This window comes from Mesorhizobium sp. M0830 (assembly GCF_040319965.1).
Classification (GTDB): Bacteria; Pseudomonadota; Alphaproteobacteria; order Rhizobiales; family Rhizobiaceae; genus Mesorhizobium.
The window spans coordinates 17,135-36,909 of sequence record NZ_JAMYOR010000029.1; the positions used below are offsets into that span (position 1 = coordinate 17,135).

Annotated in this window: 17 protein-coding genes; 7 read left to right on the plus strand and 10 right to left on the minus strand. The window is 64.0% G+C overall.

All coding sequences use genetic code 11. The features are described from left to right. Positions 1 to 347 precede the first annotated feature (347 nt). Positions 348 to 1,466 carry an NAD(P)/FAD-dependent oxidoreductase gene (locus tag NKI20_RS18180; protein WP_352832660.1) on the minus strand — a complete coding sequence of 373 codons (1,119 nt, stop codon included), beginning with the start codon at positions 1,464 to 1,466 and terminating at the stop codon, positions 348 to 350. A gap of 116 nt (positions 1,467 to 1,582) precedes the next feature. Between NKI20_RS18180 and NKI20_RS18185 the strand changes: the two genes are divergently transcribed. From NKI20_RS18185 to NKI20_RS18205, 5 genes are all read left to right on the plus strand, one after another. Further along, positions 1,583 to 2,488 carry a LysR family transcriptional regulator gene (locus NKI20_RS18185; RefSeq protein ID WP_352832663.1) on the plus strand — a complete coding sequence of 302 codons (906 nt, stop codon included), beginning with the start codon at positions 1,583 to 1,585 and terminating at the stop codon, positions 2,486 to 2,488. A gap of 90 nt (positions 2,489 to 2,578) precedes the next feature. After that, the gene (locus NKI20_RS18190; RefSeq protein WP_352832666.1) at positions 2,579 to 4,663 is read left to right on the plus strand and encodes a hydantoinase/oxoprolinase family protein; all 2,085 of its coding nucleotides are present in this window, start codon (positions 2,579 to 2,581) and stop codon (positions 4,661 to 4,663) included. A 4-nt stretch (positions 4,664 to 4,667) separates the two neighbouring features. Next, positions 4,668 to 6,653 carry a hydantoinase B/oxoprolinase family protein gene (locus NKI20_RS18195; protein WP_352832669.1) on the plus strand — a complete coding sequence of 662 codons (1,986 nt, stop codon included), beginning with the start codon at positions 4,668 to 4,670 and terminating at the stop codon, positions 6,651 to 6,653. Continuing rightward, a complete protein-coding gene (locus tag NKI20_RS18200; protein ID WP_352832672.1) occupies positions 6,650 to 6,952 on the plus strand; it encodes a (2Fe-2S)-binding protein in 303 nt (100 codons plus the stop codon). Before NKI20_RS18195 ends, NKI20_RS18200 begins: the two co-directional genes overlap by 4 nt. Beyond that, on the plus strand, positions 6,949 to 8,316 hold the full coding sequence (locus NKI20_RS18205; RefSeq protein ID WP_352832675.1) for an FAD/NAD(P)-dependent oxidoreductase: 1,368 nt from the start codon (positions 6,949 to 6,951) through the stop codon (positions 8,314 to 8,316). The genes NKI20_RS18200 and NKI20_RS18205 overlap by 4 nt, the downstream gene beginning before the upstream one ends. Positions 8,317 to 8,357: 41 nt before the next feature. Here the strand turns inward: NKI20_RS18205 and NKI20_RS18210 are convergent, their stop codons facing one another. After that, entirely contained in the window at positions 8,358 to 9,671 is a 1,314-nt protein-coding gene (locus NKI20_RS18210) for an NAD(P)/FAD-dependent oxidoreductase (protein WP_352832678.1), read from the minus strand. Between the two features lie 223 nt (positions 9,672 to 9,894). Between NKI20_RS18210 and NKI20_RS18215 the strand changes: the two genes are divergently transcribed. Further along, the gene (locus NKI20_RS18215) at positions 9,895 to 10,371 is read left to right on the plus strand and encodes an Lrp/AsnC family transcriptional regulator (protein WP_352607090.1); all 477 of its coding nucleotides are present in this window, start codon (positions 9,895 to 9,897) and stop codon (positions 10,369 to 10,371) included. 13 nt (positions 10,372 to 10,384) lie between these two features. On the opposite strand, the gene NKI20_RS18220 is transcribed toward NKI20_RS18215, so the two are convergent. From NKI20_RS18220 to NKI20_RS18255, 8 genes are all read right to left on the minus strand, one after another. Next, a complete protein-coding gene (locus tag NKI20_RS18220; protein ID WP_352832682.1) occupies positions 10,385 to 12,040 on the minus strand; it encodes an ABC transporter ATP-binding protein in 1,656 nt (551 codons plus the stop codon). After that, the gene (locus NKI20_RS18225) at positions 12,037 to 12,882 is read right to left on the minus strand and encodes an ABC transporter permease (RefSeq protein ID WP_352607094.1); all 846 of its coding nucleotides are present in this window, start codon (positions 12,880 to 12,882) and stop codon (positions 12,037 to 12,039) included. Before NKI20_RS18225 ends, NKI20_RS18220 begins: the two co-directional genes overlap by 4 nt. A gap of 2 nt (positions 12,883 to 12,884) precedes the next feature. Beyond that, a complete protein-coding gene (locus NKI20_RS18230) occupies positions 12,885 to 13,835 on the minus strand; it encodes an ABC transporter permease (RefSeq protein ID WP_352607096.1) in 951 nt (316 codons plus the stop codon). An 86-nt stretch (positions 13,836 to 13,921) separates the two neighbouring features. Then, complete coding sequence (locus NKI20_RS18235) at positions 13,922 to 15,532, minus strand: ABC transporter substrate-binding protein (RefSeq protein WP_352607098.1); 1,611 nt, start codon at positions 15,530 to 15,532, stop codon at positions 13,922 to 13,924. Between the two features lie 65 nt (positions 15,533 to 15,597). Continuing rightward, entirely contained in the window at positions 15,598 to 16,290 is a 693-nt protein-coding gene (locus NKI20_RS18240) for an HAD-IA family hydrolase (RefSeq protein ID WP_502898136.1), read from the minus strand. A 267-nt stretch (positions 16,291 to 16,557) separates the two neighbouring features. Continuing rightward, on the minus strand, positions 16,558 to 17,931 hold the full coding sequence (locus NKI20_RS18245; protein ID WP_352607101.1) for an aspartate aminotransferase family protein: 1,374 nt from the start codon (positions 17,929 to 17,931) through the stop codon (positions 16,558 to 16,560). A 13-nt stretch (positions 17,932 to 17,944) separates the two neighbouring features. Next, positions 17,945 to 18,784: a GNAT family N-acetyltransferase gene (locus tag NKI20_RS18250; protein ID WP_352607103.1), complete on the minus strand. Its 840-nt coding sequence runs from the start codon at positions 18,782 to 18,784 to the stop codon at positions 17,945 to 17,947. A gap of 181 nt (positions 18,785 to 18,965) precedes the next feature. Then, the gene (locus tag NKI20_RS18255) at positions 18,966 to 19,106 is read right to left on the minus strand and encodes a hypothetical protein (RefSeq protein ID WP_352607105.1); all 141 of its coding nucleotides are present in this window, start codon (positions 19,104 to 19,106) and stop codon (positions 18,966 to 18,968) included. On the opposite strand from NKI20_RS18255, the gene NKI20_RS18260 reads away from it, so the two are divergent. Then, complete coding sequence (locus tag NKI20_RS18260; protein ID WP_352607107.1) at positions 19,105 to 19,773, plus strand: haloacid dehalogenase type II; 669 nt, start codon at positions 19,105 to 19,107, stop codon at positions 19,771 to 19,773. The genes NKI20_RS18255 and NKI20_RS18260 overlap by 2 nt on opposite strands. Positions 19,774 to 19,775: the final 2 nt, after the last annotated feature.

The window sequence follows — 19,775 nt, forward strand, 5'->3', positions numbered from 1 at the left end:
CACGACAACGACGACAGAGTAGTCATTCTACAAATTCTATAGAGAAACCAGATTGCGTGTTTTACTCTGCTATTGAAAATTCTCAGTCGATAAAGCGCGAAGAGGATGGCTGAGATGCCAAGCCGACCGGCGCACGGGCTTAAGGTTGAACCGAGCAAGGCAACTGAAACCGGCTGACAACCTAATCTTAGTCTGAGGTGCGAAGCGAAGGCTGGAGAAGGCAAGGCAACCGCAGACGTTGCCGGCGGCAGCATTTGCCCAAAGCACAGTTCATCCGGCGCCATGATTGAGCCTGACGTTCCGTGCCTTCTCGGGTGTGACGCGGACTGAAGCTTTTCGCCGCAGCTTCAGATGCCTTGGTTGAATCGATCGATTCTGAAATCGCCGAGCGGCGTTTCACAACGGTCAGTCATGATGAGTTCGGCCATGGCGTCGCCCACGCCCGGGCCGAGCTGGAAGCCGTGTCCGCTGAAGCCGAAGGCGTGGAACAGGCCCGGCGTCGTCGCCGAGCGCCCCATGACCGGCAGCATGTCCCTGATATAGCCCTCGCAGCCGGACCATGTGCGGATGACTGCGACCCGGGCGATTGCCGGCAGCAGCCGCGCGACGGCGCGCAATTGCAACGCAAGGCCCATGGGATCGGCGACCGCATGGCCTGGATCGAGGCTTGCCGACACTCTTTCGGCCGCGCCGCCGAAGACGATGTTGCCCCGCTCGACCTGGCGCAGATAGGCGCCATGCTCCTTGTTGCGCGTCCAGATGCCCACCACCGGCAGAATCCGATTGGGCAGCGGCTCGGTAACACCCATCTGCGGACCGCGGGCGTCGATCGGTACCTCTTCGCCGAACTGTGCGGCAATGCGCGCGCCCCAGGCTCCGGCGGTGTTGAGCAGGCAGTCGGCGGCGAATGCACCTTTCGAACTGGCGACAAGGAAACCGCAGCCCGTGTACGTGATCTTGTCCACCTCGGCTTCCTCGACGATTTCGGCGCCGAGCTTGCGTGCAGCTTCGGCGAAGGCCCGCGCGATCAGCCGCGGATTGGCGCTGCCATCTTGCGGCGAGAACGACGCCGCGATCGCCTCGGGACCGAGTCCGGGAAAGCGCGCGCTAATCTCGCGTGGGCGGAGTTCCTCCAGATCGAGCCCCCACGGTCGCGTGGCTTGCGCATAGGCCCGCATGTCGGCAAGGCTTCCTTCATCGAAGATCAACCGGATGTGACCGGTGGCGCGAAATTCCACGTCACGGCCAAGCATTCTTTCGGCCTTGCCCCACAGCCTGAGCGAGCGGTGGGCGAGTGGAAGCTGGGACAGATGGCGCCCCGTGCGCCGGATGTTGCCGAAGGAGGCGACTGTCGCTCCGGTGCCGATCCGGTTGCGCTCGACCAGCGTTACGCGCGCGCCACGCCTAGCAAGGAAATAGGCCGAAGCCGTTCCCATAAGCCCGCCGCCCAGCACGATCACATCCATAGTCGTTTCCCAGTGCAGAGCGGCTGATCCTTGGATGTGCCCATCTTGTTCGCGCCGCGGTGTTGCGTCAAAGATGCGTTTGGACAGAAGCCATAAGCTCTACCTATGGAGTGGCAATGCGGGCCCGGCAGCTTGAAGTCTTCATCGCCGTCATGCGCGCGGGCACCGTGACTGCCGCGGCCCGGATGCTGAACATCTCCCAGCCCGCCTTGAGCCAGATCGTCATCCACACTGAGGATGAACTCGGCTTCACGTTGTTCGAGCGCGTCAAGGGCCGGCTGCGGCCGACCCCGGAGGCGCTCGAGATATTCGCCGATGCCGAGAGGCTGTCGGCGGGGCTGGAGGGTTTGCGCCGCAAGACTACCGACCTGCGTCTTGGCCGGACGGGGCTGGTGCGGGTCGCGGCCTCGCCGCCGCCCGCCATGGCGATATTGCCGCGCGCTTTCACCGGCTTTCGGGCGCAGCATCAAGAGATACTGCTACGGTCTCATATGGCTCCGATCGCCGCGATCGTCGACATGCTGCGTGCCGGCGACGTCAGCCTCGGCGTGGCCATGGACGACCGGCTGCCTCCGGACATCGAGGCGGAAGTGATCGGCAGCGTCGGCTTCGCCTGCCTGCTGCCGACCGGGCATGGGTTGGCCGGGAAGACCGAGCTGACGCTCGCCGATCTCGCGGTCGAGGACTTGATATCCTATCGCGGAAACACCCGCCCCGCCGACGAGTTGGCCCATGCCGCGCGCGCACAAGGTGTGGCGCTTTCGCCGTCGCTTGAGATCGATGTCTCCATTTCGGCAGTCGGCTTCGTCCAGGCCGGTCTGGGCATCGCGCTCGTCGACGCGTTGCTGCCCTGGCATCAGTTTGCCGGGATTGCCGTCCGGCCGCTCGCGGCAGGCCCGGAGTTTCCGATCGCGCTGCTGACGTCGCGCACGCGGGCTCTTTCGCGGGCCGATGAGATGATGCGCGATCAAATCCGTGCGGCCTGCTCCCTCGTGCTGGGCACTAACAAGGCAAGGGCATAAGCAAGACTTATATCGTTCGTCGTCATCCGTCTTGGACCTCTCCCACCCGGCCATGCCAGTTTTCAGCAGGCAGACGGGAAGGGACGCGGCATGGACGGTGCCATCGCTTGCACGGCGGATGAGGTGCAAAACGAAGCCGACTGGAAGATCGGCGTCGACATCGGCGGGACATTCATCGATTTCTGCGCGCTGGAAGCCCGTTCCGGACGGGTCGCCTCGCTGAAAGTGCTGACGACGCCGGAAGATCCGGGTGCCGAACTGATCACGGGCCTCACGCTTCTTGGCGAACGTGAAGGCTTCGATCCTACCCGCATGACGCGCTTCGTGCACGGTACGACCGTCGGCATCAACACGATCATCCAGCGCAAGGGCGCAGCGCTCGCGCTGTTCACCAATGCCGGCTTCGAGGACGTGATCGAGCTGGCGCGGCTGCGAATGCCGGACATGTATTCGCTCTTCTGCTCGCGGCCGGAGCCGCTGATCTCGCGCGACATGGTCTTCGGCATTCCGGCCCGCATGCGTGCCGATGGGAGCGAATCCCAGGCGCCGGACATGGCGGCGGTAAAAACAGCGGTGGCAGTGGCGAAGGCGAACGGGGCGCAAGGTATCATCGTGTCTTTCCTCCATGCCTGGCGCAACGCCGCTCAGGAAGCCTCGGTGAAGGCGGCGATCGCGCGTCTTGCGCCCGAGCTATTCGTCTTCTCTTCGGCCGAGGTCTGGCCGGTCATCCGTGAATATGAGCGTAGCTCGACCGCCATCCTCAACGGCTATGTCCATCCGCGCGTCTCGGGCTATTTGACGGCGCTGGAAGAGCGGCTGAAGGACCACGGCGTGCCGGCACGCCCCATGCTGACGAAGTCGAACGGTGGACTGATGAATGCTGCCGAAGGCAAGCGCGCCTGCGTGAACATGCTGCTGTCGGGAACTGCCTCCGGCGTCATCGGCGCCTCGTGGCTGGCGCGTCAGGCCGGAGAGGACAAGATCCTTACCCTCGACATTGGCGGAACCTCGGCCGACTTCGCTCTCATCATCGACGGCGAGCCGCAATTCGGGACAGGCGAGCTGATCGGCGAATTTCCGCTCCATATCCCCTCCGTGTCGGTGAGCTCGATCGGTATCGGCGGCGGCTCCATCGCCAGTGTCGATGCGCAGGGGGTGCTGCGGGTCGGACCGGAATCGGCCGGTTCGACGCCAGGACCCGCGTGCTACGGGCGTGGCGGCGAGCGGCCGACGGTGACGGACGCGATGGTGGTGTGCGGATGGCTTGGTCACAGCGAGATGGCCTATGGCCAGCTCAGAATCGATACCGGCCTGGCGCATCGTGCGGTCGGCGAGCTTGCCGCCGGGCTCGGCCGGCCCATTGAGCAGACCGCGCAGGCGATACTCGACATCGCGGTGTCGGAGATGTTCGTCGAGGTCGAGAAGCTTGCTTCGCGCGCCGGCGTCGATTTGCGCGATTTCACGCTGATGCCTTTCGGCGGCGGCGGCCCGATGCTCGGCGCCTTTCTTGCCCGCGAGCTCGGCATGAAGCGCGTCATGGCGCCGCGCCGTCCTGGTGTGGTGTCGGCGTTGGGCGGTCTGGTGGCGGATCTGCGCGGCGACTTCATCCGCACGGTCTTCACCCCATTGTCGGGCGCTATGCTGCCGGCAATTCGCGAGGCGTTCGAGGCGCTCGCGCATGAGGGGCGCGGCTGGCTTGCGGCGCAGGGGCACGACTCGGCAGCGGAACTGACTCTCTCCTGCGACATGCGCTACTTCGGCCAAAGCTATGAGATCGAAGTCGTCCTTTCGCCGCAATGGCTGACAGACGGCGACGTAGCCGCTATCGAGCAGGCCTTCCATCTTACCCACCAGCGGCTTTACGATTTCCACGATCCGGACGGCGAGATCGAGCTTGTGGATATCAGGCTGTCTGCCATAGGCGCCGGGCCGAAACTCTCGCTTCCGGAGACCGAAGAGGTGGACGTTGCGGCCACCCCGGCGCGCCGTCTCCCGGTCTACACCGGTGCGAGCGTCGAAACCGTCGATCTCCACGACCGCCAGGCTCTCGTGTCGGGCAGCACATTCGACGGACCTGCCGTGGTCGTTCAGGAAGACACCACTTTCGCCATTCCCGCAGGAGCGCATGCACGGGTCGACCGCTATCTCAACCTTCTGTTGACCTTCGCGGAGTGAGGCCATGTTTGATCGGACAAACCTTCAGGTTCTCGCGAACCATGCCCGCGCGGCGGCTGAAAACATGGCTCATACGCTGCACCGCACAGCGCACTCCGCCTTCGTCAAGGAGACGCAGGATTTTACGGTCATGCTGATGGATCGTTCGGGAGCGACCTTCGCCGTGCCGATGGAGCTTGGCGCTACCTGGTATCCGGGGCTTTCCTATCACCGCGCTATCGCGATGGTCGGCGACTACCGGCCGGGTGACGTTGCCTTCACCAACGATCCCTATTCAGGCCACGTCGCCACGCACGCGCCCGACACCCATTTGTGGAAGCCCGTCTTCGTCGATGGCGAGATCGTCGCCTGGACGGGAGGGCACATCCACAATACCGACATGGGCGGCGCGGTGCCGGCCTCGCTCAGCCGCGCGCTGACCGAAATTCATCAGGAGGGTATCCGCTTTCCGCCGATGAAGCTGGTGCGGGAAGGGGTCTTCGATGAGACGATCCTGCGGATCATGAGCACCAATGTGCGCAAGCCAGATCTCAACATCGGCGACATCAAGGCGCTGGTCGGCGCGCTCAACACCGGCGAGCGCAAGGTCCAGGCAATGGTGAGGAAGTTCGGCAAGGCCGGCTTCGTTGAAGGCGTTGCGGGTCTTCTCGATCATGCGGAGGCGCAGGCGCGCGACGTGCTGCGCTCCATGCCCGACGGCACATGGGAATTCTGCGACTATGCCGACGAGGATTCCGTCGAGGCCAATCCGTGCCGGCTGAAGCTGACGCTGACGATCAAGGGCGATGAGGCGGTGCTCGACTTCACCGGCTCCGATCCGCAGCTCGGCTCCTCGCTCAACGTGCCTTCGGGCGGCGACCCGCGACACACCATGCTTTTGGTGGGTGTCTACTACGTGCTCTACACGCTCAATCCGAAGATCCTGCTCAACACGGGTCTGACGCGGCCGTTCACCTGCATCGCACCCACGGGGTCGGTGCTGAATCCGATACACCCCGCGGCTGTCGGCATGCGCTCGCTGACCTGCGCCCGGCTGCGGTCGGTCATCTTCGGCGCCTTCTCGCAGGCACTGCCGGAGCGCCTGCCCGCGGCGCCGGCCGGCAACAACTGCATCGTCAACGTCATGACCACGGACGAGCGCACCTACCGGACCATCATCACAGCGGTGAATCCGGTGGTGGGCGGCGGCGGGGCGATGCCGCATCGCGACGGGACCAACGGATCGGGCGCCGATGCCGCCTATCTCAAGAACACGCCGATCGAGATCACGGAGACCGAGACCCCGGTCGAATTCGTGAAATACGGGCTCGCCAAGGACAGCGGCGGGGCGGGCCGCTGGCGCGGCGGGCTGGCGACCGAGATGGCCTTCCGCGTCTTTGCTCCCGACTCCAGGATCACGGCGCGTAACCGCGACCGCAGCTTCTTCCGTCCCTGGGGCGTGCTGGGCGGCAAGGCCGCCGGCCTGTCGGACATGGTCGTCAATCCAGGGACCGAGCACGAGCGGCGGCTGGGCAACATCGACACCGCGGTTCTGCAGCCCGGCGACGTGCTCGAGATCCGCTCCGCCGGAGGCGGCGGGCGCGGCGATCCGCATCAACGCGAGGCCTGGCGGGTCGCGCAGGATGTGCGGCGCGGCTATCTTTCGCCGGGCGCGGCCAAACGCGACTACGGCGTCGTCCTCCGGGGCGGAGGAGTTGACGAGCAGGCGACGAGGCAATTGCGTGCGCATCACGAGCCGGCCGCCGGACATTTCCATTTCGGTCCGGAGCGCGACGGCTACGAAGCCCAGTGGACGCCGGCGGCGTATGACCGGTTCACCGCGATACTAGGGGTCTTGCCGATCCACTGGCGCTTCTTCGCCAAGACGGAAATCTTCCGCCGTATGAAGGGACGCTCCGGGCCGGAGGGTGTCCAGGCGGCTTTCGATGCCGTTTGCGAACGCTTTCCCGAACTGCCGCGTCCTCACCCTGTGCGAGAGGCCGCGGAATGATCACGGCCGGCCGCATCGTCCGGCTGGCCGAGCGCGACCGGGCGGCGGTGCATTTCTTTCTCGATGGGCAGATCGATAGTGCTCTCGTGGGAGATACTGTGTTGACCGCGATGCTGGCGTCAGGACACGCCTTGCGAATGTCCGAGTTCGGACCCGAGCCGCGCGCCGGCTTCTGCCTGATGGGAGCCTGCCAGGATTGCTGGATATGGCAGGAGGAGGGGCCGCGCCTGCGGGCGTGCACAACCCTGATCGCCGAAGGCATGCGGTTGCGCACCACGCCGCCGCAGAGTTGGCCGTGAGTGAGGCCCCGTCGTCCCGAATCGTGGTCGTGGGCGCTGGCCCGGCCGGCATAAGGGCGGCGGCGGCTCTTGTCGATGCGGGCCTCCATCCGGTGGTGATCGATGAAGGGCAGCGCGCCGGCGGCCAGATCTATCGTCGCCCACCTGACGGGTTCGTACGCACGCCGGAGCAGCTGTACGGGTCGGAGGCGGCGAAGGCGCGCGCATTGCATGCGCTCTTCGACCGACTGGCCGAGGAGGGGCGGCTCACCCATTGCGCGGGAAGCTCGGTCATCGCAGTCCAGGGAGGTCGGCTGCACGTGCTGGGGGAGGGCGGCATGCAGCTAGTCAGCTATGACCGCCTGATCCTTGCCACTGGCGCATCCGACCGTGTCGCTCCGGTCCCGGGCTGGCAGAGCGCCGGCGTCTACAGTCTTGGCGCGGCGCAGATAGCACTCAAGGCGCAGGGCGTGGCGCTCGGGCGGCGTATCGTCCTGATCGGATCGGGGCCTTTGCTGACGCTGGTCGGCGCCCAGCTTGTCAAGGCTGGAGCGAATGTGGTTGCGGTGCTGGATACCTCCTCCTGGCGCCATCAGGTGCGGGGGTTCTGGGGATTTGCCGCCCGGCCGTTGGTCGCGCTGCGCGGCGTGGCCCTGCGGGCGAGGCTCGGCGGCCGCTACCATGCGGGCGTGACGCTCGAACGGATCGATGCCGACGGGAAGGGTATCACAGCGATGCGCTGGCGCGACGCCCGCGGAAGGCAGCACCTCACCCCATGCGACACCATAGGCATGGGCTGGCACTTGCGGGCGGAGACGCATCTGGCCGACCTGGCGGGATGCGCCTTCACCTATGATGAGCGGTGGCGGCAATGGCTGCCAAAGACCGACCGGATGGGGCGTGCCGGCAGGGGCGTCTACCTAGCAGGCGATGGGGTTCGTCTTTTGGGAGCGGACGGCGCCGAGGTCGCGGGGCGTCTGGCTGCGGCGGCATGCCTTGCTGATCTTGGATTTCCCGCGCCCTCCACGGCGGGCGATCTGCGCAAGCTCTCGCGGCTCGAGCGCTTCGCCCGCGGCCTGGCTCGCGCCTTTCCCTGGCCGGCAGCGATGGTGCGGGCACTCCCCGACGACGCGGTCGTCTGCCGCTGCGAGAATGTGACCGCCGCGGCCCTGCGCGAAAGCACAGATTTCGGCGGCAGCGAAGCGAACAGGGTGAAATCGCTGTCGCGCGTCGGCATGGGGCGATGCCAGGGGCGCTATTGTCAGTTGGCTGCCGTCGAACTTATCGCGGCACAGGCCGGCTGTACGCCTGGCGTTGTCGGCCGGTTCCGCGGGCAAGCGCCTGTCCGCCCGGCGCCTATCGGCGCCTTTCTGCGCGAAGGCTGATGCAGGTCCGGGCCGCCCTGGAATGTCTGCCTGTATCAAATCTAGAAATCGGCAACCTTCCCCCAGGCCGAAATGTCGAAGCGCCTGGGATCATAGGATTGCGGATCGACGATCGGTTTGGAGCCGGTCATCAGATCGGCGACGAGATGCCCGGCGCCGGGTCCGATGCCGAAGCCATGCCCAGAGAACCCGGCAGCCAGGAAGAAACCCGGAACTGTATCGATCTCGCCGATGGCAGGCACGCCGTCCGGCGTGCTGTCGATGTAGCCGGCCCAGGCCGCGCTGATCCTGGTCCGGCGCAGCGCCGGCAGCAGCTCGAGCGCTCGCGCGTGGGTCAGGCGGATGGTCGCCTGGTTCGGAGCCGGATCGAGAATACGCATCCGCTCCATCGGCGTCGGCCGGTCGAGCCGCCAGCGTCGGAGCGTTTCGTGGCCGGAGCGCATGCCTTGCAGGCCGCCAGGCGCGAGGCTGCGCCAGCGCTTCAGGAACATGGGCAGGAATTGCGGCGAGAAGCGCAACTGCTGCGGCGTCACGTCCACGCGCCCGCGTCCGCTTATGGCGAGCGTGTAGCCGCCATCGCTACGACACGTGGCCGAGATATTCGCCGTGTGCAGCGCATCCGGCAGACCCTCCGCGCCGGGCGATACGGACAGGATGGAGGAACGGATCGACGCCTGCGGAAAACGGAAACCGAATTGGTGGCAAAAGGAGGAGGCCCAGGCGCCGCCGGCCAGCACCGCCACCTTGGTCCGGATCGTTCCACTTTCGGTGACCACGCCGCTCAGGCGTCCGCCCTCGGTCTCGACACCGCGCGCGGCGCAATTCTGGTGCACGGAGCTCCCAAGCTCAAGGATGGCCCGGGCGACCGCGGGCGTGGCCCGCGATGGATCGGCGGTGCCGTCGGTCGGCGAGAAGACGCCGCCCTTCCAGGTCCGGCCCGTGGCGCGGCCTCGCTCGCTGGCTCCGGCGCCGTCGAGCATGTGCGTGGTGACGCCGGCCGTCCTGGCGAAGTCACGCCAGCGCGCCCAGCCGGCCAGTTCCGCCTCGTCATTGCTGAGATAGAGCAGACCGCAGCGGCGAAAGCCGGTTTCCGCTGCAAAACTGTCCCACAGATCGAGGCTGCGGGTCGCCATAGGCAACTCGCGGGCGTCGCGGTTCTGCTGCCGGCACCATCCCCAATTCCTGGAGGACTGCTCGGCGCCGATGCGTCCCTTTTCGACAAGCGCGACCTTCATGCCGCGCCGTGCCAGGTAATAGGCCGCGAAGACACCGACGATGCCGCCGCCGATCACCACCGCGTCCGCGGTCTGTGGCAGGTCGCCAGATGTCTCGATTTGCTGCAATGGTGCGCGCATGGTCTCTCTGCCTTGAAGTGCCAATCTACCGTGTTGCGCAGGCAGCCGCTGCCGCAGTTGAAGCCGAAGCAGAATTTTATTCCGGCAGCTCGGTCGAAATCGGGAGCCGATGCGTTTCAAAGCGCTGTCCGCTTGGATGGACAGGCCAGCGGGCTGTGGTAGTGTCAATGCCTATGAGCAAGGCAGCATTTTGTGCTGTGGCGTGCGTTCTGCGGAGACGAGCGTGAAACTGGATCGGATCGATATCAAGATTCTACACGAATTGCAGAAGAACGGCCGCATCACCAATGTGGAACTGGCTGATCTGGTGCATCTGTCGCCGAGCCCGTGCCTGATGCGGGTCAAGAAACTGCAGTCGGAAGGCTACATCGAAGGCTATTCCGCGCAGGTCAATATCGGCAAGCTTGGCCAGACGCTGACCGTGTTCACCGAAATCACCTTGAAGAACCATCGCCAGGTGGACTTTGCCCGCTTTCTCGCGGTGGTGGAGAAGATCGACCAGGTCATTGAGTGCCACCTCGTGTCGGGCGGCTACGACTATCTGATGAAGTTCGTGGCCGCCGGCATCGGTGAGTATCAGACGATCATGGAGCGGCTGACCGACATGGATATCGGCATCGACAAGTATTTCAGCTTCGTGGTGCTGAAGTCTCCCATCGTCAAGGCGCATATACCGTTGCCCAGCCTGTTTCCTAGGTAAGGCTGCCGTTTCGTCAGCGATGGCCGTACTGGCTGACCAACTCGGGGTCGCGGACGAGGCCGTCGAGCCACGTCGGATCGAGCTTAGGCACGGAGGAGAACAAAAGCTTGGAATAGGGGTGGGTGGGCGCCTTCAGCTTGTCGGGCGTGATCTGCTCCACCCGTTCGCCATTGTACATAACCATGATTTCGTCGCAGATCGCTTCGACGACCGAGAGGTCGTGGCTGATGAAAATGTAGGAAAGGCCCAACTCGCGCTGCAACTCCTTGAGCAGTTCGATTACCGCGGCCGCCACCACTGTGTCGAGCGCCGAGGTGATCTCGTCGCAGATGATGAGCTTGGGTCCGGCCGCCAGGGCGCGCGCGAAGTTCACGCGCTGCTTCTGGCCGCCCGAGAGCTCCGACGGGCGACGGTAGCGCAGCGTCCTGGGCAGGCGGACCATGTCGAGCAGTTCATCGACGCGCTTCGAGCGCGCCTGCCTGTCCAGCCGGTGATAGAAGGCCAGCGGCCGGGAAATGATGTCCTCCACAGCCTTGGCCGGATTGAGCGCGGTATCGGCATACTGGAACACGATCTGCATCTCGCGCAACTGGTCCTGGCTGCGTTTCCCCGAGGCGCGCTCCAGTTGCTTGCCGTCGAAAACGATGTCACCGGCCGCCGCCGGATGGATGCCGGCGATGACGCGCGCGAGCGTCGATTTTCCGCAGCCGGATTCGCCGATGATGCCGAGGTTGCGCCCCTTCTCGACGACCAGGCTGACGGAATCCACAGCGCGAATGAGTGGCAGTCCGTTATCGCGGACCGCGCCATAACCTGCCGTCACATTGTCGATGCGCAGCAACGGCTTCACGGCGGCATCTGTGTCCGCATGTGCTTGCCGCGGCTTCGGTTCGAAGGCGGCCAGCAGTTCGCGCGTATAGGGGTGCTGGGCAGCCGAAAGAATCTGTGCCGTGGTGCCGGTCTCCTGCACTTCTCCGCCCTTGAGCACAACAATGCGGTCGGCGATCTGGGCGACGACAGCGAGGTCGTGCGAAACGTAGACACCCGCTATCCCGCCTGCCCGCATGACCGACTTGAAGGCCTTTAGCACGTCGATCTGTGTCGTCACGTCGAGTGCCGTCGTCGGCTCGTCGAAGATCATCAACTTGGGCTCGCCGATGAGCGCCATGGCCGCCGACAGCCGCTGCAATTGCCCGCCCGAAACCTGGTGCGGATAACGCGCGCCGATTCCTTCCGGATCCGGCAGCGACAAGGCCCTGAACAGTTTGACCGCGCGCCTTCGCGCCTGCTCGGGGGACATCAGTCCGTGGATGCGCGTAACCTCGATCACCTGCTCCATAATGGTGGACGAGGGGTTGAAGGAAGCCGCGGCACTTTGCGGAACGTAGGCAATGACGGTGCCGCGCAACCTGGCGCGTTCCTTTTCGGAAAGTGCCGCCAAGTTCTTGCCGTTGACATTGATGTCGCCGCCAGTGATGCGGCAGCCAGGTCGCGCATAGCCCATGAGCGAAAGCGCCACCGTCGTCTTGCCGGAGCCGCTCTCGCCGATCAGGGCGACGATTTCGCCATCGGCGATGTCGAGGCTGACGCCCTTGATGATTTCGACGACGCGTCCGGCATCGGTCGTCGCCTCGATCTGCAAGTTCCTGACCTCGACGAGATTGGTCATGCGTCCCTGTCCCTGATCTTCTGCGGCAGGTTGTCGATCAGCAGGTTGACGCTGATGGTGAGGCTGGCGATCGCCAGCGACGGAACGATGACGGCGGGCGCCGCGAAGGGCAGGCCGCCGATGTTCTCGCGCACCAGCGCGCCCCAGTCAGCGAGCGGCGGCTGCAGGCCGAGGCCGAGGAAGGACAGGCCGGAGAGCAAGAGCACGATGAAGACGAAACGCAGGCCGAAGTCGGCCAGCACCGGGCGGATGATGTTGGGCAGGATTTCGGATCCGATGAGATAGAAGGTGCTTTCGCCACGGACGCGAGCGACAGTCATGAAGTCCATGGTGTTGATGTTGACGGCGAGCGCCCGCGCGAAACGGTAGGCGCCGGGGATATAGATGACGGCGAGCGTCATGATCAGCGCCGGGATCGACGAGCCGACCGCGGCGACGACCACAAGGCCAAACAGCTTGCTGGGGATGGAGTTCATCGCGTCGAGGAAGCGGCTGAGACAGCTGTCGAACCATCCGCCGGTGACGGCCGCGATCATCCCCAGTACCACGCCCGAGAAGCAGGCGATGACGACGGCGGCGAGCGATATGCCGACGGTGTAGCGCGCGCCCATCAGCACCCGCGAGAGCATGTCGCGTCCCAGATAGTCTGAGCCGAGCCACAGGCCCTGACGCATCGGGCCGAAATAATCGTCGTCGACGATGTCGCCGATTGAATGGGGAGTGATGGAAGGCGCGAAGATGGCGATCAGTGTCCACGCCACGATGACCAGCGAGGCCACGACGCCCACGAGATTGTAGCTATGGCCTAGGAAGGACCGTCGGGAAGCTGCCGCGCGCGCCATCGTCACCTCAGCCTCGGGTTGGACATGATGGCGATGATGTCGGCAACCGTGATGAGCAAGAGGTAGCCGAGGCAGAAGATCGTCGCGCAGCTCTGGATCAGCGGCAGGTCGCGGGTCGCGACCGCATCGACCATAAGCTTGGCGATGCCGGGATAGTTGAAGATCGTCTCCACGATGATGACGCCGCCGACCAGATAAGACAGTGATAGCGCAACCGCGTTGACGATCGGCCCGAGTGCATTGGGAAGCGCGTGCTTGAGCACCATGCGGCTGCGCGAGGCGCCTTTGAGAAGCGCCATCTCGACATAGGGGGTGGAGAGCGTTTCGAGCACGGCGGCGCGGGTCATGCGGATCATCTGAGCGGAGATGACGAAGGTCAGCGTGATCACCGGCATCGCATAGATGCGTGCGAGGTCGGTCAGCGAATGCGCCTCGTTGACCGAGGACAGCGCCGGCAGCCATTTGAGATAAACGGCGAAAAGCAGGACCGCGAGGGTCGCGACCATGAATTCCGGCACGGAGATGACGCCGATCGAAAGGACAGTGACGGTGCGGTCGTAGAGGGAACCGCGCAACATGGCAGAGGTGATCCCCAGCGTCAGCGCCAGCGGTACCGAGAGCAGCGTGGTGATGCCGGCAAGCTCCATGGTGTTGACGAAGCGCCCGCCGATCAGCGCCGCGACAGGCATTTCATTGGCGTAGGAGGTGCCGAGATCGCCGTGCAACAGGCCGAGAAGCCAGCGCAGGAAGCGCAGGATTGCCGGATCGTTTAGATGCATGGCCTCGCGCAAGCCGGCAACCGCCTCGGGGGTAGCCGCCTGGCCAAGCAGGATCGACGCGGTGTCACCGGGCAGCATGCTGGTGGCGAAAAAAACGGCGAACAGAACGATCAGAAGTGTAACGACCGCGATTGCCAGCCGCTTCAGCACGAGGTTGAAAACCCCAGATGTCATGGAAGCGCTCCTGCGGTTGCGTTCGGCCAAGCCATGTTGCGCAAGTGGTGCCGGGGACCAGTTGGCCGGTCCCCGGCTGGCGCGTCTCAGGCTTCAAGCCAGAGATATTCCGCCATTGCGTAGCCCATCATGCCACCGAGCGGGTTCGCCTCCAAACCCTTCACCTTGCTGGAGAGGGCATCGACGTTGGAAATGTAGGCCGGGATGATGGTGCCGGCCTCCTCGGAGACCATGGTCTGCATCTGGCCGTAGATTTCCTTGCGCTTGGCCTGGTCGAGCGAGCCGCGCGCCTCGATCATCAGCTTGTCGAACTTCTCGGACTTGTACTGGCTTTCGTTCCAAGGCGCGTTGGAGGCGTAGAGGAGCGAGAACAGAATGTCCGGCGTCGGGCGTGGATTGATGTTGCCGAAATGGATCGGCGCCTTGAGCCAATAATTGTCCCAATAGCCGTCGGACGGTACGCGCTGGACGTCCAGCTTCATGCCGATGTCCGCGCCGGCGGCCTGGATGATCGTCGCCATGTCGATGGACGAGGTCGCGGCATCGGAGGCGACCACTGGGATGGACTGGCCGAGCAGGCCCGACTTCTTGAAGTGGAACTTGGCCTTGTCCGGGTCGAAAGCCTTCGGCTTGAGGTCGGCATTGTGGAAGATGTTCGCCGGCGAGACGGGCTGGTCGTTGCCGACTTCGCCAAGGCCGCGCAATGCCGATTTGACGATCTGCTCGCGGTTGACGAGGTATTTCATGCCGGCCACGAAGTCGGCCTTATTGCCCGGATCCATGTCGAGCCGAATGTTGAGGTCCGTGTAGTTGCCCGAGGTCGTCTTCGACAATTCGAAGCCCTGCTGGCCGCCGATGAGCTTCATCGCGCGCGGATTGATCGAGGCGGCGAAGTTGATGTCACCGGAAAGCAGAGCGTTGACGCGGGCGCTGTCGTCGCTGATGGCGATGAATTCGAACGAGTCGAGATAGGGCTTGCCCGACTTCCAGTAATTCTTGTTCTTGGTGACGACCGACCGCACGCCCGGTTCGAACGTTTGCAGCACGAAGGCGCCGGTGCCGTTGCCCTTGGAGAAGTCGGTGGTGCCATCCTGGACGATCATGAAGTGATGCAGCGCCAGGATCGTCGGGAGGTCGGCATTCGGGTCGGCAAGCGCGATTTCGACGGTCGATTTGTCGACCGCCTTGAAGCCAGTCATCTGCGCGGCGATCTTGGCGACCTTGGAGCCAACCGATTTGTCGAGATGGCGCTTCAGCGAGTAGATAACGTCTTGTGCAGTGAGGTCCTTGCCGTCGTGGAAGGTGACGCCCTTGCGCAGCTTCACGGTCCAGGTCTTGGCGTCCTTGCTGTCGAAGCTTTCAGCCAGTTCCATCTGCGTGACGCCGTCCTTGTCGAGGAAAGTAAGGCGGTTGTAGAGCGAGCAGCAGCGGACATAGTCGGTAGAGAGCGATGCCTTCGCCGGATCGAGCGTGTCGGCGGTCGAGGACGACCAGCCGGCGGCCTTGAAACTGCCGCCGGAAGCCGGCGTGGCGGCGACGGCATTCGTGGCGCGGCCGAGCACCAGGCTACCCGCGGCAATCGCGGCTCCACCGGCCAGCAACATCTTGAGGAGTTCGCGGCGGCTCGCGCCCCGCCGAATGGCGTTTTCGACCATGGCATCGTCTGCACCGGTCCAGTTCGTGATCTTATCGGTCATATCATTCCCCTTTCTGTTTGTTTTTCCGGTTCGCTCGTCTTGCTGCGGCTTTTCCGGGGTTGGGCTCAGCTTCGTTCCTTCAGGCTTTCCCGCACGGCCGCCGCCAACGCGGCCATCAAGGTGAAGTGGTAGTCGGGCACGGTGAAGCGCTCTGGCTCGATCGTGCCGCCATAGCCCTTCTGGGCATGCCGACGCTCGATCCAGCAATTGGTCAAGCCAAGCGCGCGAGATATGCCGATATCGTGATATTGGCTTTGCGCGACATGCAGGATGTCATCCTTGCTGTCGCCCCTGGAGGCCACGAAATCGAAGACCTTCCGGAAAAATGCTGGGTCTGGTTTCTCCGTGCCCGTATCGTCGGCCGTGAAGGTGGCGAAGAAGGGCGATCCCAGTTGTTTCTCAAAATGATCTAGCGCCCAGCGCCGGGCGTTGGTCATGGCGATCAATCTGTGCGATTTCGCAAGGTCCGCCAATGCTGCGGCGCTGTCTGGGAAACCTGTCCAAATGCTGGCGGAATCCCGCAGCCGTACGCCATATTTTTCCTCGGCGGGCAGGCCGAGCCGCCGCGCAATGAGCATGTACACACGTGCGAGATCGTCGGGGAATAGCCCGGCACCAGGCATGTAGCGGGCCTGCCGATACAAGGCCAGTGCGGCTTCGCCATCGATGGAAACGCCGGCTTCGGCGGCAATCGCGGCTAGGCAGGTTGTTATACCGCCTTCGAAGTCGATCAGCGTGCCAACGACATCGAAGGTCATGTATTTGAACTCGCTAAAGTCCCTGGCCAAACCTGGCTCTCCTCTGCGCGCGGCCGAATTGCATGTGTTGAACAGAACATAATTCCGTGCTGTCCGGGGCGTCGGTCTTTTTCGAAGGCTCTGAAATTCGGGCCTTCTGGCCTTGTCTTATGAGCAGTCTGGCACTTCCCCCGCGCTGGATTCGCCGAAAAGGCGTGAGGAGGCGGCACAAAATTGCGAAATCGTCTGCCCCGGCGATATTTCGAGACACGACATATTTCGCCGCCTTCATGCCATCACGTGGCGGACATCGGGATCGGCCAGCGTCTGGTCGAGGGTCCGGCGCGTGCGCTCGATGATCGCATCGATGTCGCTGTCGGTGCAGCAGAGCGGCGGTGCATAGCCGAGAACCCCATGCGCAAAGGCACGGATGATGAGGCCGTTGTCCCAGGCCCTGTCGAAGATGCGCCGCGCCGGCATGGCCGACGCCGGAAGCGGTGTCTTCTTCTGTTTGTCGACCACCAGTTCGATCGCGGCAAGCATGCCGCGGCCGCGTACCTCGCCGACCAACGGATGGTCGCTCAGGCTTGCCAGTCCAGCCATCAGGCGGGCGCCGGCCTTGATACCATTCTCCAGAAGGCCGTCTTCGTAGAGTTTCAAGACTTCGAGTGCGACTGCGGCGCTGACGGGATGGGCGGAATAGGTGTAGCCATGTCCGACCGTCGCGCTGCCCGCGGCATCGGCGATGACGTCATAGACATGATCGGACATGAATACCGCGCCCATCGGAACATAACCCGAGGTCAACCCCTTCGCGGTCGTCATGAAGTCGGGAATGATCTCTTCGTCCGTGCAGGCGAACAGGGGTCCGGTGCGGCCGAACCCAGTGATGACCTCGTCGGCGATAAACAGGATGCCATACTCGCGGCAGAGCTCGCGCATCGCCTTGATCCAGCCTTTCGGCGGGACGATTACTCCGCCCGAACCTTGGATCGGCTCGGCGTAGAAGGCGGCAACCCGCTCAGGACCGATCGCCTCGATCTTCGCCTTCAGCGCGCCGAGCGATGCGGCGATGATCGCGCTCCCGTTGTCACCCACCGGGTTGCGATAGGGATAGGGGGAGGGGACCTTGTGCTGCCATTCGAAGGGAATGCCAAAACCGGCGTGAAAGGTAGGCAGGGCGGTCAGGCCCGCGCCAACCACCGACGACCCGTGATAACCCTGCTCGATGGAAATGAACTGGTCGCGTTGCGGCTCGCCCCTGGCATTCCAGTAGTAGCGGACGAAACGGATCGTGCTGTCGACCGCGTCCGACCCGCCAAGCGTGAAAAAGACGTGATTGAGGTCGCCTGGCGCGCGCTCGGCCAGCTCCGAGGCGAGCCGAATGGCCGGCTCCGAACCGAGGTCGAAATAGGCGGTGGCGTAGGGAAGCTCGCGCATCTGCCTGGCCGCCGCCTCGACGATGCTGTCGTGGCCGTAGCCGGCATTGACGCACCACAGCCCCGCGAAGCCGTCGAGAAGCTGCCGGCCGGAGGCATCGGTCACGGTCGCTCCCTTCGCTGATTTCAGCACACGTACGCCAAGCGCCTTATGACCACGGTATGAAGAGACCGGATGGATGAGATGAGCGCGATCGAGTTCGATCAGGGAATTGGCGAGCATTGTTGTTCTCCGGCTAGCCTAGCGCCTGGTTGGCGAGGGCGTAAACTTTTGGCCTGGCGTGTTCCACGTCATTCTTCGGCGGACGGTCCATGGCCACGCCGCCGCCGACATGGGCGAGGCCGATTTCCTCGAGCCAGCCGGCTATGCCGGTCCCGCTGCCGGTATCCACGCGCAGGAAGGCGCCGAGACGCGACGTGGCGAAGAAGCCGATCAGGTCTTTGGCGGCCTCCGCGCTTCCCGCGATGACCGGACCGATCACCTCGCCGCGTCCGAACGGGCGGATCGCGGCATAGGCCTCGATGGCGCCATCGCGGCGGATGACGGCGAATTGCCCGCGCTCGGCCAGCGCATCGATCAAAGCTTCACGGTCGGCGCCGTAGGCGTCGCGGTCCAGCGCCTTGATTTCCGGGAGATCGGCGATGCCTGCGGCTTCCACGCCATCGGGCGCGCCAAGCCTGGCAACGCTGCCCTGATGTTGCCGGATCGTACCGGACGGCACGAAGCCGAGCTTTTCATAGAGAGGCATGCCGTCCGCTGTCGCGACGAGCCGTAGCGGGCGGTCCTCGGCAAGGGCGAAGGCCTGTTCCATGAGCCGGCGCCCGACCCCCTTGCCCCGCACATTCCTGTCGACGATCACCATGTTGATCATGGCGCAATCCGTGCCGTAGGGCGTTACCAGGATGGTTCCGGTGACGCGGCCCTGATGGTCAAGCGCGACCGCACCGTTCGAGAGCTGCAGCGCCATCTGCCAATCCTGCGCGCGATGCGGCCAATTCTCCTGGCGAGAAAGCATTACGGCTCCCTCGATATGGTCGGGCCCGAAGGCCTGGAGTTCGATGTCGCCCTGCTGCATGAGGCATCCTTCCGTCTAGTGCCCAAGTCTCGGCCATCGGCGCGCCTCAGATCATCTGAAGGCTCTGGCTTCGGCGGTATCTTTCGCCGTAGCGCGAGGGGTGTGCCGCATCTTGTGCTGGCGCAGTCCGCGGCGGAGGCGCTTCACGCCGATCGCGGCGCCGCGATCGGCAAGCCAGATGCTACAGCGTGCCAAACCAGATGGCGGATACGGAACTTTCTGCTTTCGTGAGGGCGATTTCGGTCAGGTGGATCGCCGGCTGCCGTCCTATGATGAAATACATCCCTGCACGGATGTATTTCCACCGGAGATCGACGAACATGGCTTCCTTCAGGCCCAAATACATTACCTTCGATTGCTATGGCACGTTGACCTTTTTTCAGATGGCGGAAGCGGCGCGCGACCTCTACGGCAGCCGCCTCGACGAACCGCGCATGCAGGAGTTCATCAAGAACTTCTCGGCCTATCGGCTTGACGAGATCATGGGCGACTGGAAGCCGTATGCCGACGTCATCCACAACGCGCTCGAGCGCACCTGCAAGCGCAACGGTGTTGCCTTCAACGCCGACGACGCGAGGATGGTCTACGAGCGCGTCCCGACCTGGGGGCCTCACGCCGACGTTCCGGCCGGCCTGGCGAAGGTCGCCAGGGAGATTCCGCTGGTCATCCTGTCCAATGCGATGGATGCGCAGATCATGTCCAATGTCGATAAGCTCGGTGCGCCGTTCCATGCCGTCTACACGGCTGAGCAAGCGCAGGCCTACAAGCCCCGTTTCAAGGCCTTCGAATACATGTTCGACAGGCTGGGCTGCGGCCCGCAGGATGTTCTTCACTGCTCGTCTTCGTTCCGCTACGACCTGATGTCGGCACATGATCTCGGCATCAAAAACAAGGTATGGGTCAACCGTGGCCACGAACCGGCCAACCCGTACTATGGCTATGTCGAGATATCGGACATTTCGGGTCTTGCAGGCGTGGTCGGTCTCTGAAA

What these genes read in the sequence shown, in the direction of transcription:
- NKI20_RS18240 (WP_502898136.1), bottom strand. Translation starts at nt 16,290, where the DNA reads ATGACCTTCGATGTCGTTGGCACGCTGATCGACTTCGAAGGCGGTATA.
- NKI20_RS18210 (WP_352832678.1), bottom strand. Translation starts at nt 9,671, where the DNA reads ATGCGCGCACCATTGCAGCAAATCGAGACATCTGGCGACCTGCCACAG.
- NKI20_RS18245 (WP_352607101.1), bottom strand. Translation starts at nt 17,931, where the DNA reads ATGCTCGCCAATTCCCTGATCGAACTCGATCGCGCTCATCTCATCCAT.
- NKI20_RS18195 (WP_352832669.1), top strand. Translation starts at nt 4,668, where the DNA reads ATGTTTGATCGGACAAACCTTCAGGTTCTCGCGAACCATGCCCGCGCG.
- NKI20_RS18260 (WP_352607107.1), top strand. Translation starts at nt 19,105, where the DNA reads ATGGCTTCCTTCAGGCCCAAATACATTACCTTCGATTGCTATGGCACG.
- NKI20_RS18250 (WP_352607103.1), bottom strand. Translation starts at nt 18,784, where the DNA reads ATGCAGCAGGGCGACATCGAACTCCAGGCCTTCGGGCCCGACCATATC.
- NKI20_RS18190 (WP_352832666.1), top strand. Translation starts at nt 2,579, where the DNA reads ATGGACGGTGCCATCGCTTGCACGGCGGATGAGGTGCAAAACGAAGCC.
- NKI20_RS18225 (WP_352607094.1), bottom strand. Translation starts at nt 12,882, where the DNA reads ATGGCGCGCGCGGCAGCTTCCCGACGGTCCTTCCTAGGCCATAGCTAC.
- NKI20_RS18230 (WP_352607096.1), bottom strand. Translation starts at nt 13,835, where the DNA reads ATGACATCTGGGGTTTTCAACCTCGTGCTGAAGCGGCTGGCAATCGCG.
- NKI20_RS18220 (WP_352832682.1), bottom strand. Translation starts at nt 12,040, where the DNA reads ATGACCAATCTCGTCGAGGTCAGGAACTTGCAGATCGAGGCGACGACC.
- NKI20_RS18200 (WP_352832672.1), top strand. Translation starts at nt 6,650, where the DNA reads ATGATCACGGCCGGCCGCATCGTCCGGCTGGCCGAGCGCGACCGGGCG.
- NKI20_RS18255 (WP_352607105.1), bottom strand. Translation starts at nt 19,106, where the DNA reads ATGTTCGTCGATCTCCGGTGGAAATACATCCGTGCAGGGATGTATTTC.
- NKI20_RS18180 (WP_352832660.1), bottom strand. Translation starts at nt 1,466, where the DNA reads ATGGATGTGATCGTGCTGGGCGGCGGGCTTATGGGAACGGCTTCGGCC.
- NKI20_RS18235 (WP_352607098.1), bottom strand. Translation starts at nt 15,532, where the DNA reads ATGACCGATAAGATCACGAACTGGACCGGTGCAGACGATGCCATGGTC.
- NKI20_RS18185 (WP_352832663.1), top strand. Translation starts at nt 1,583, where the DNA reads ATGCGGGCCCGGCAGCTTGAAGTCTTCATCGCCGTCATGCGCGCGGGC.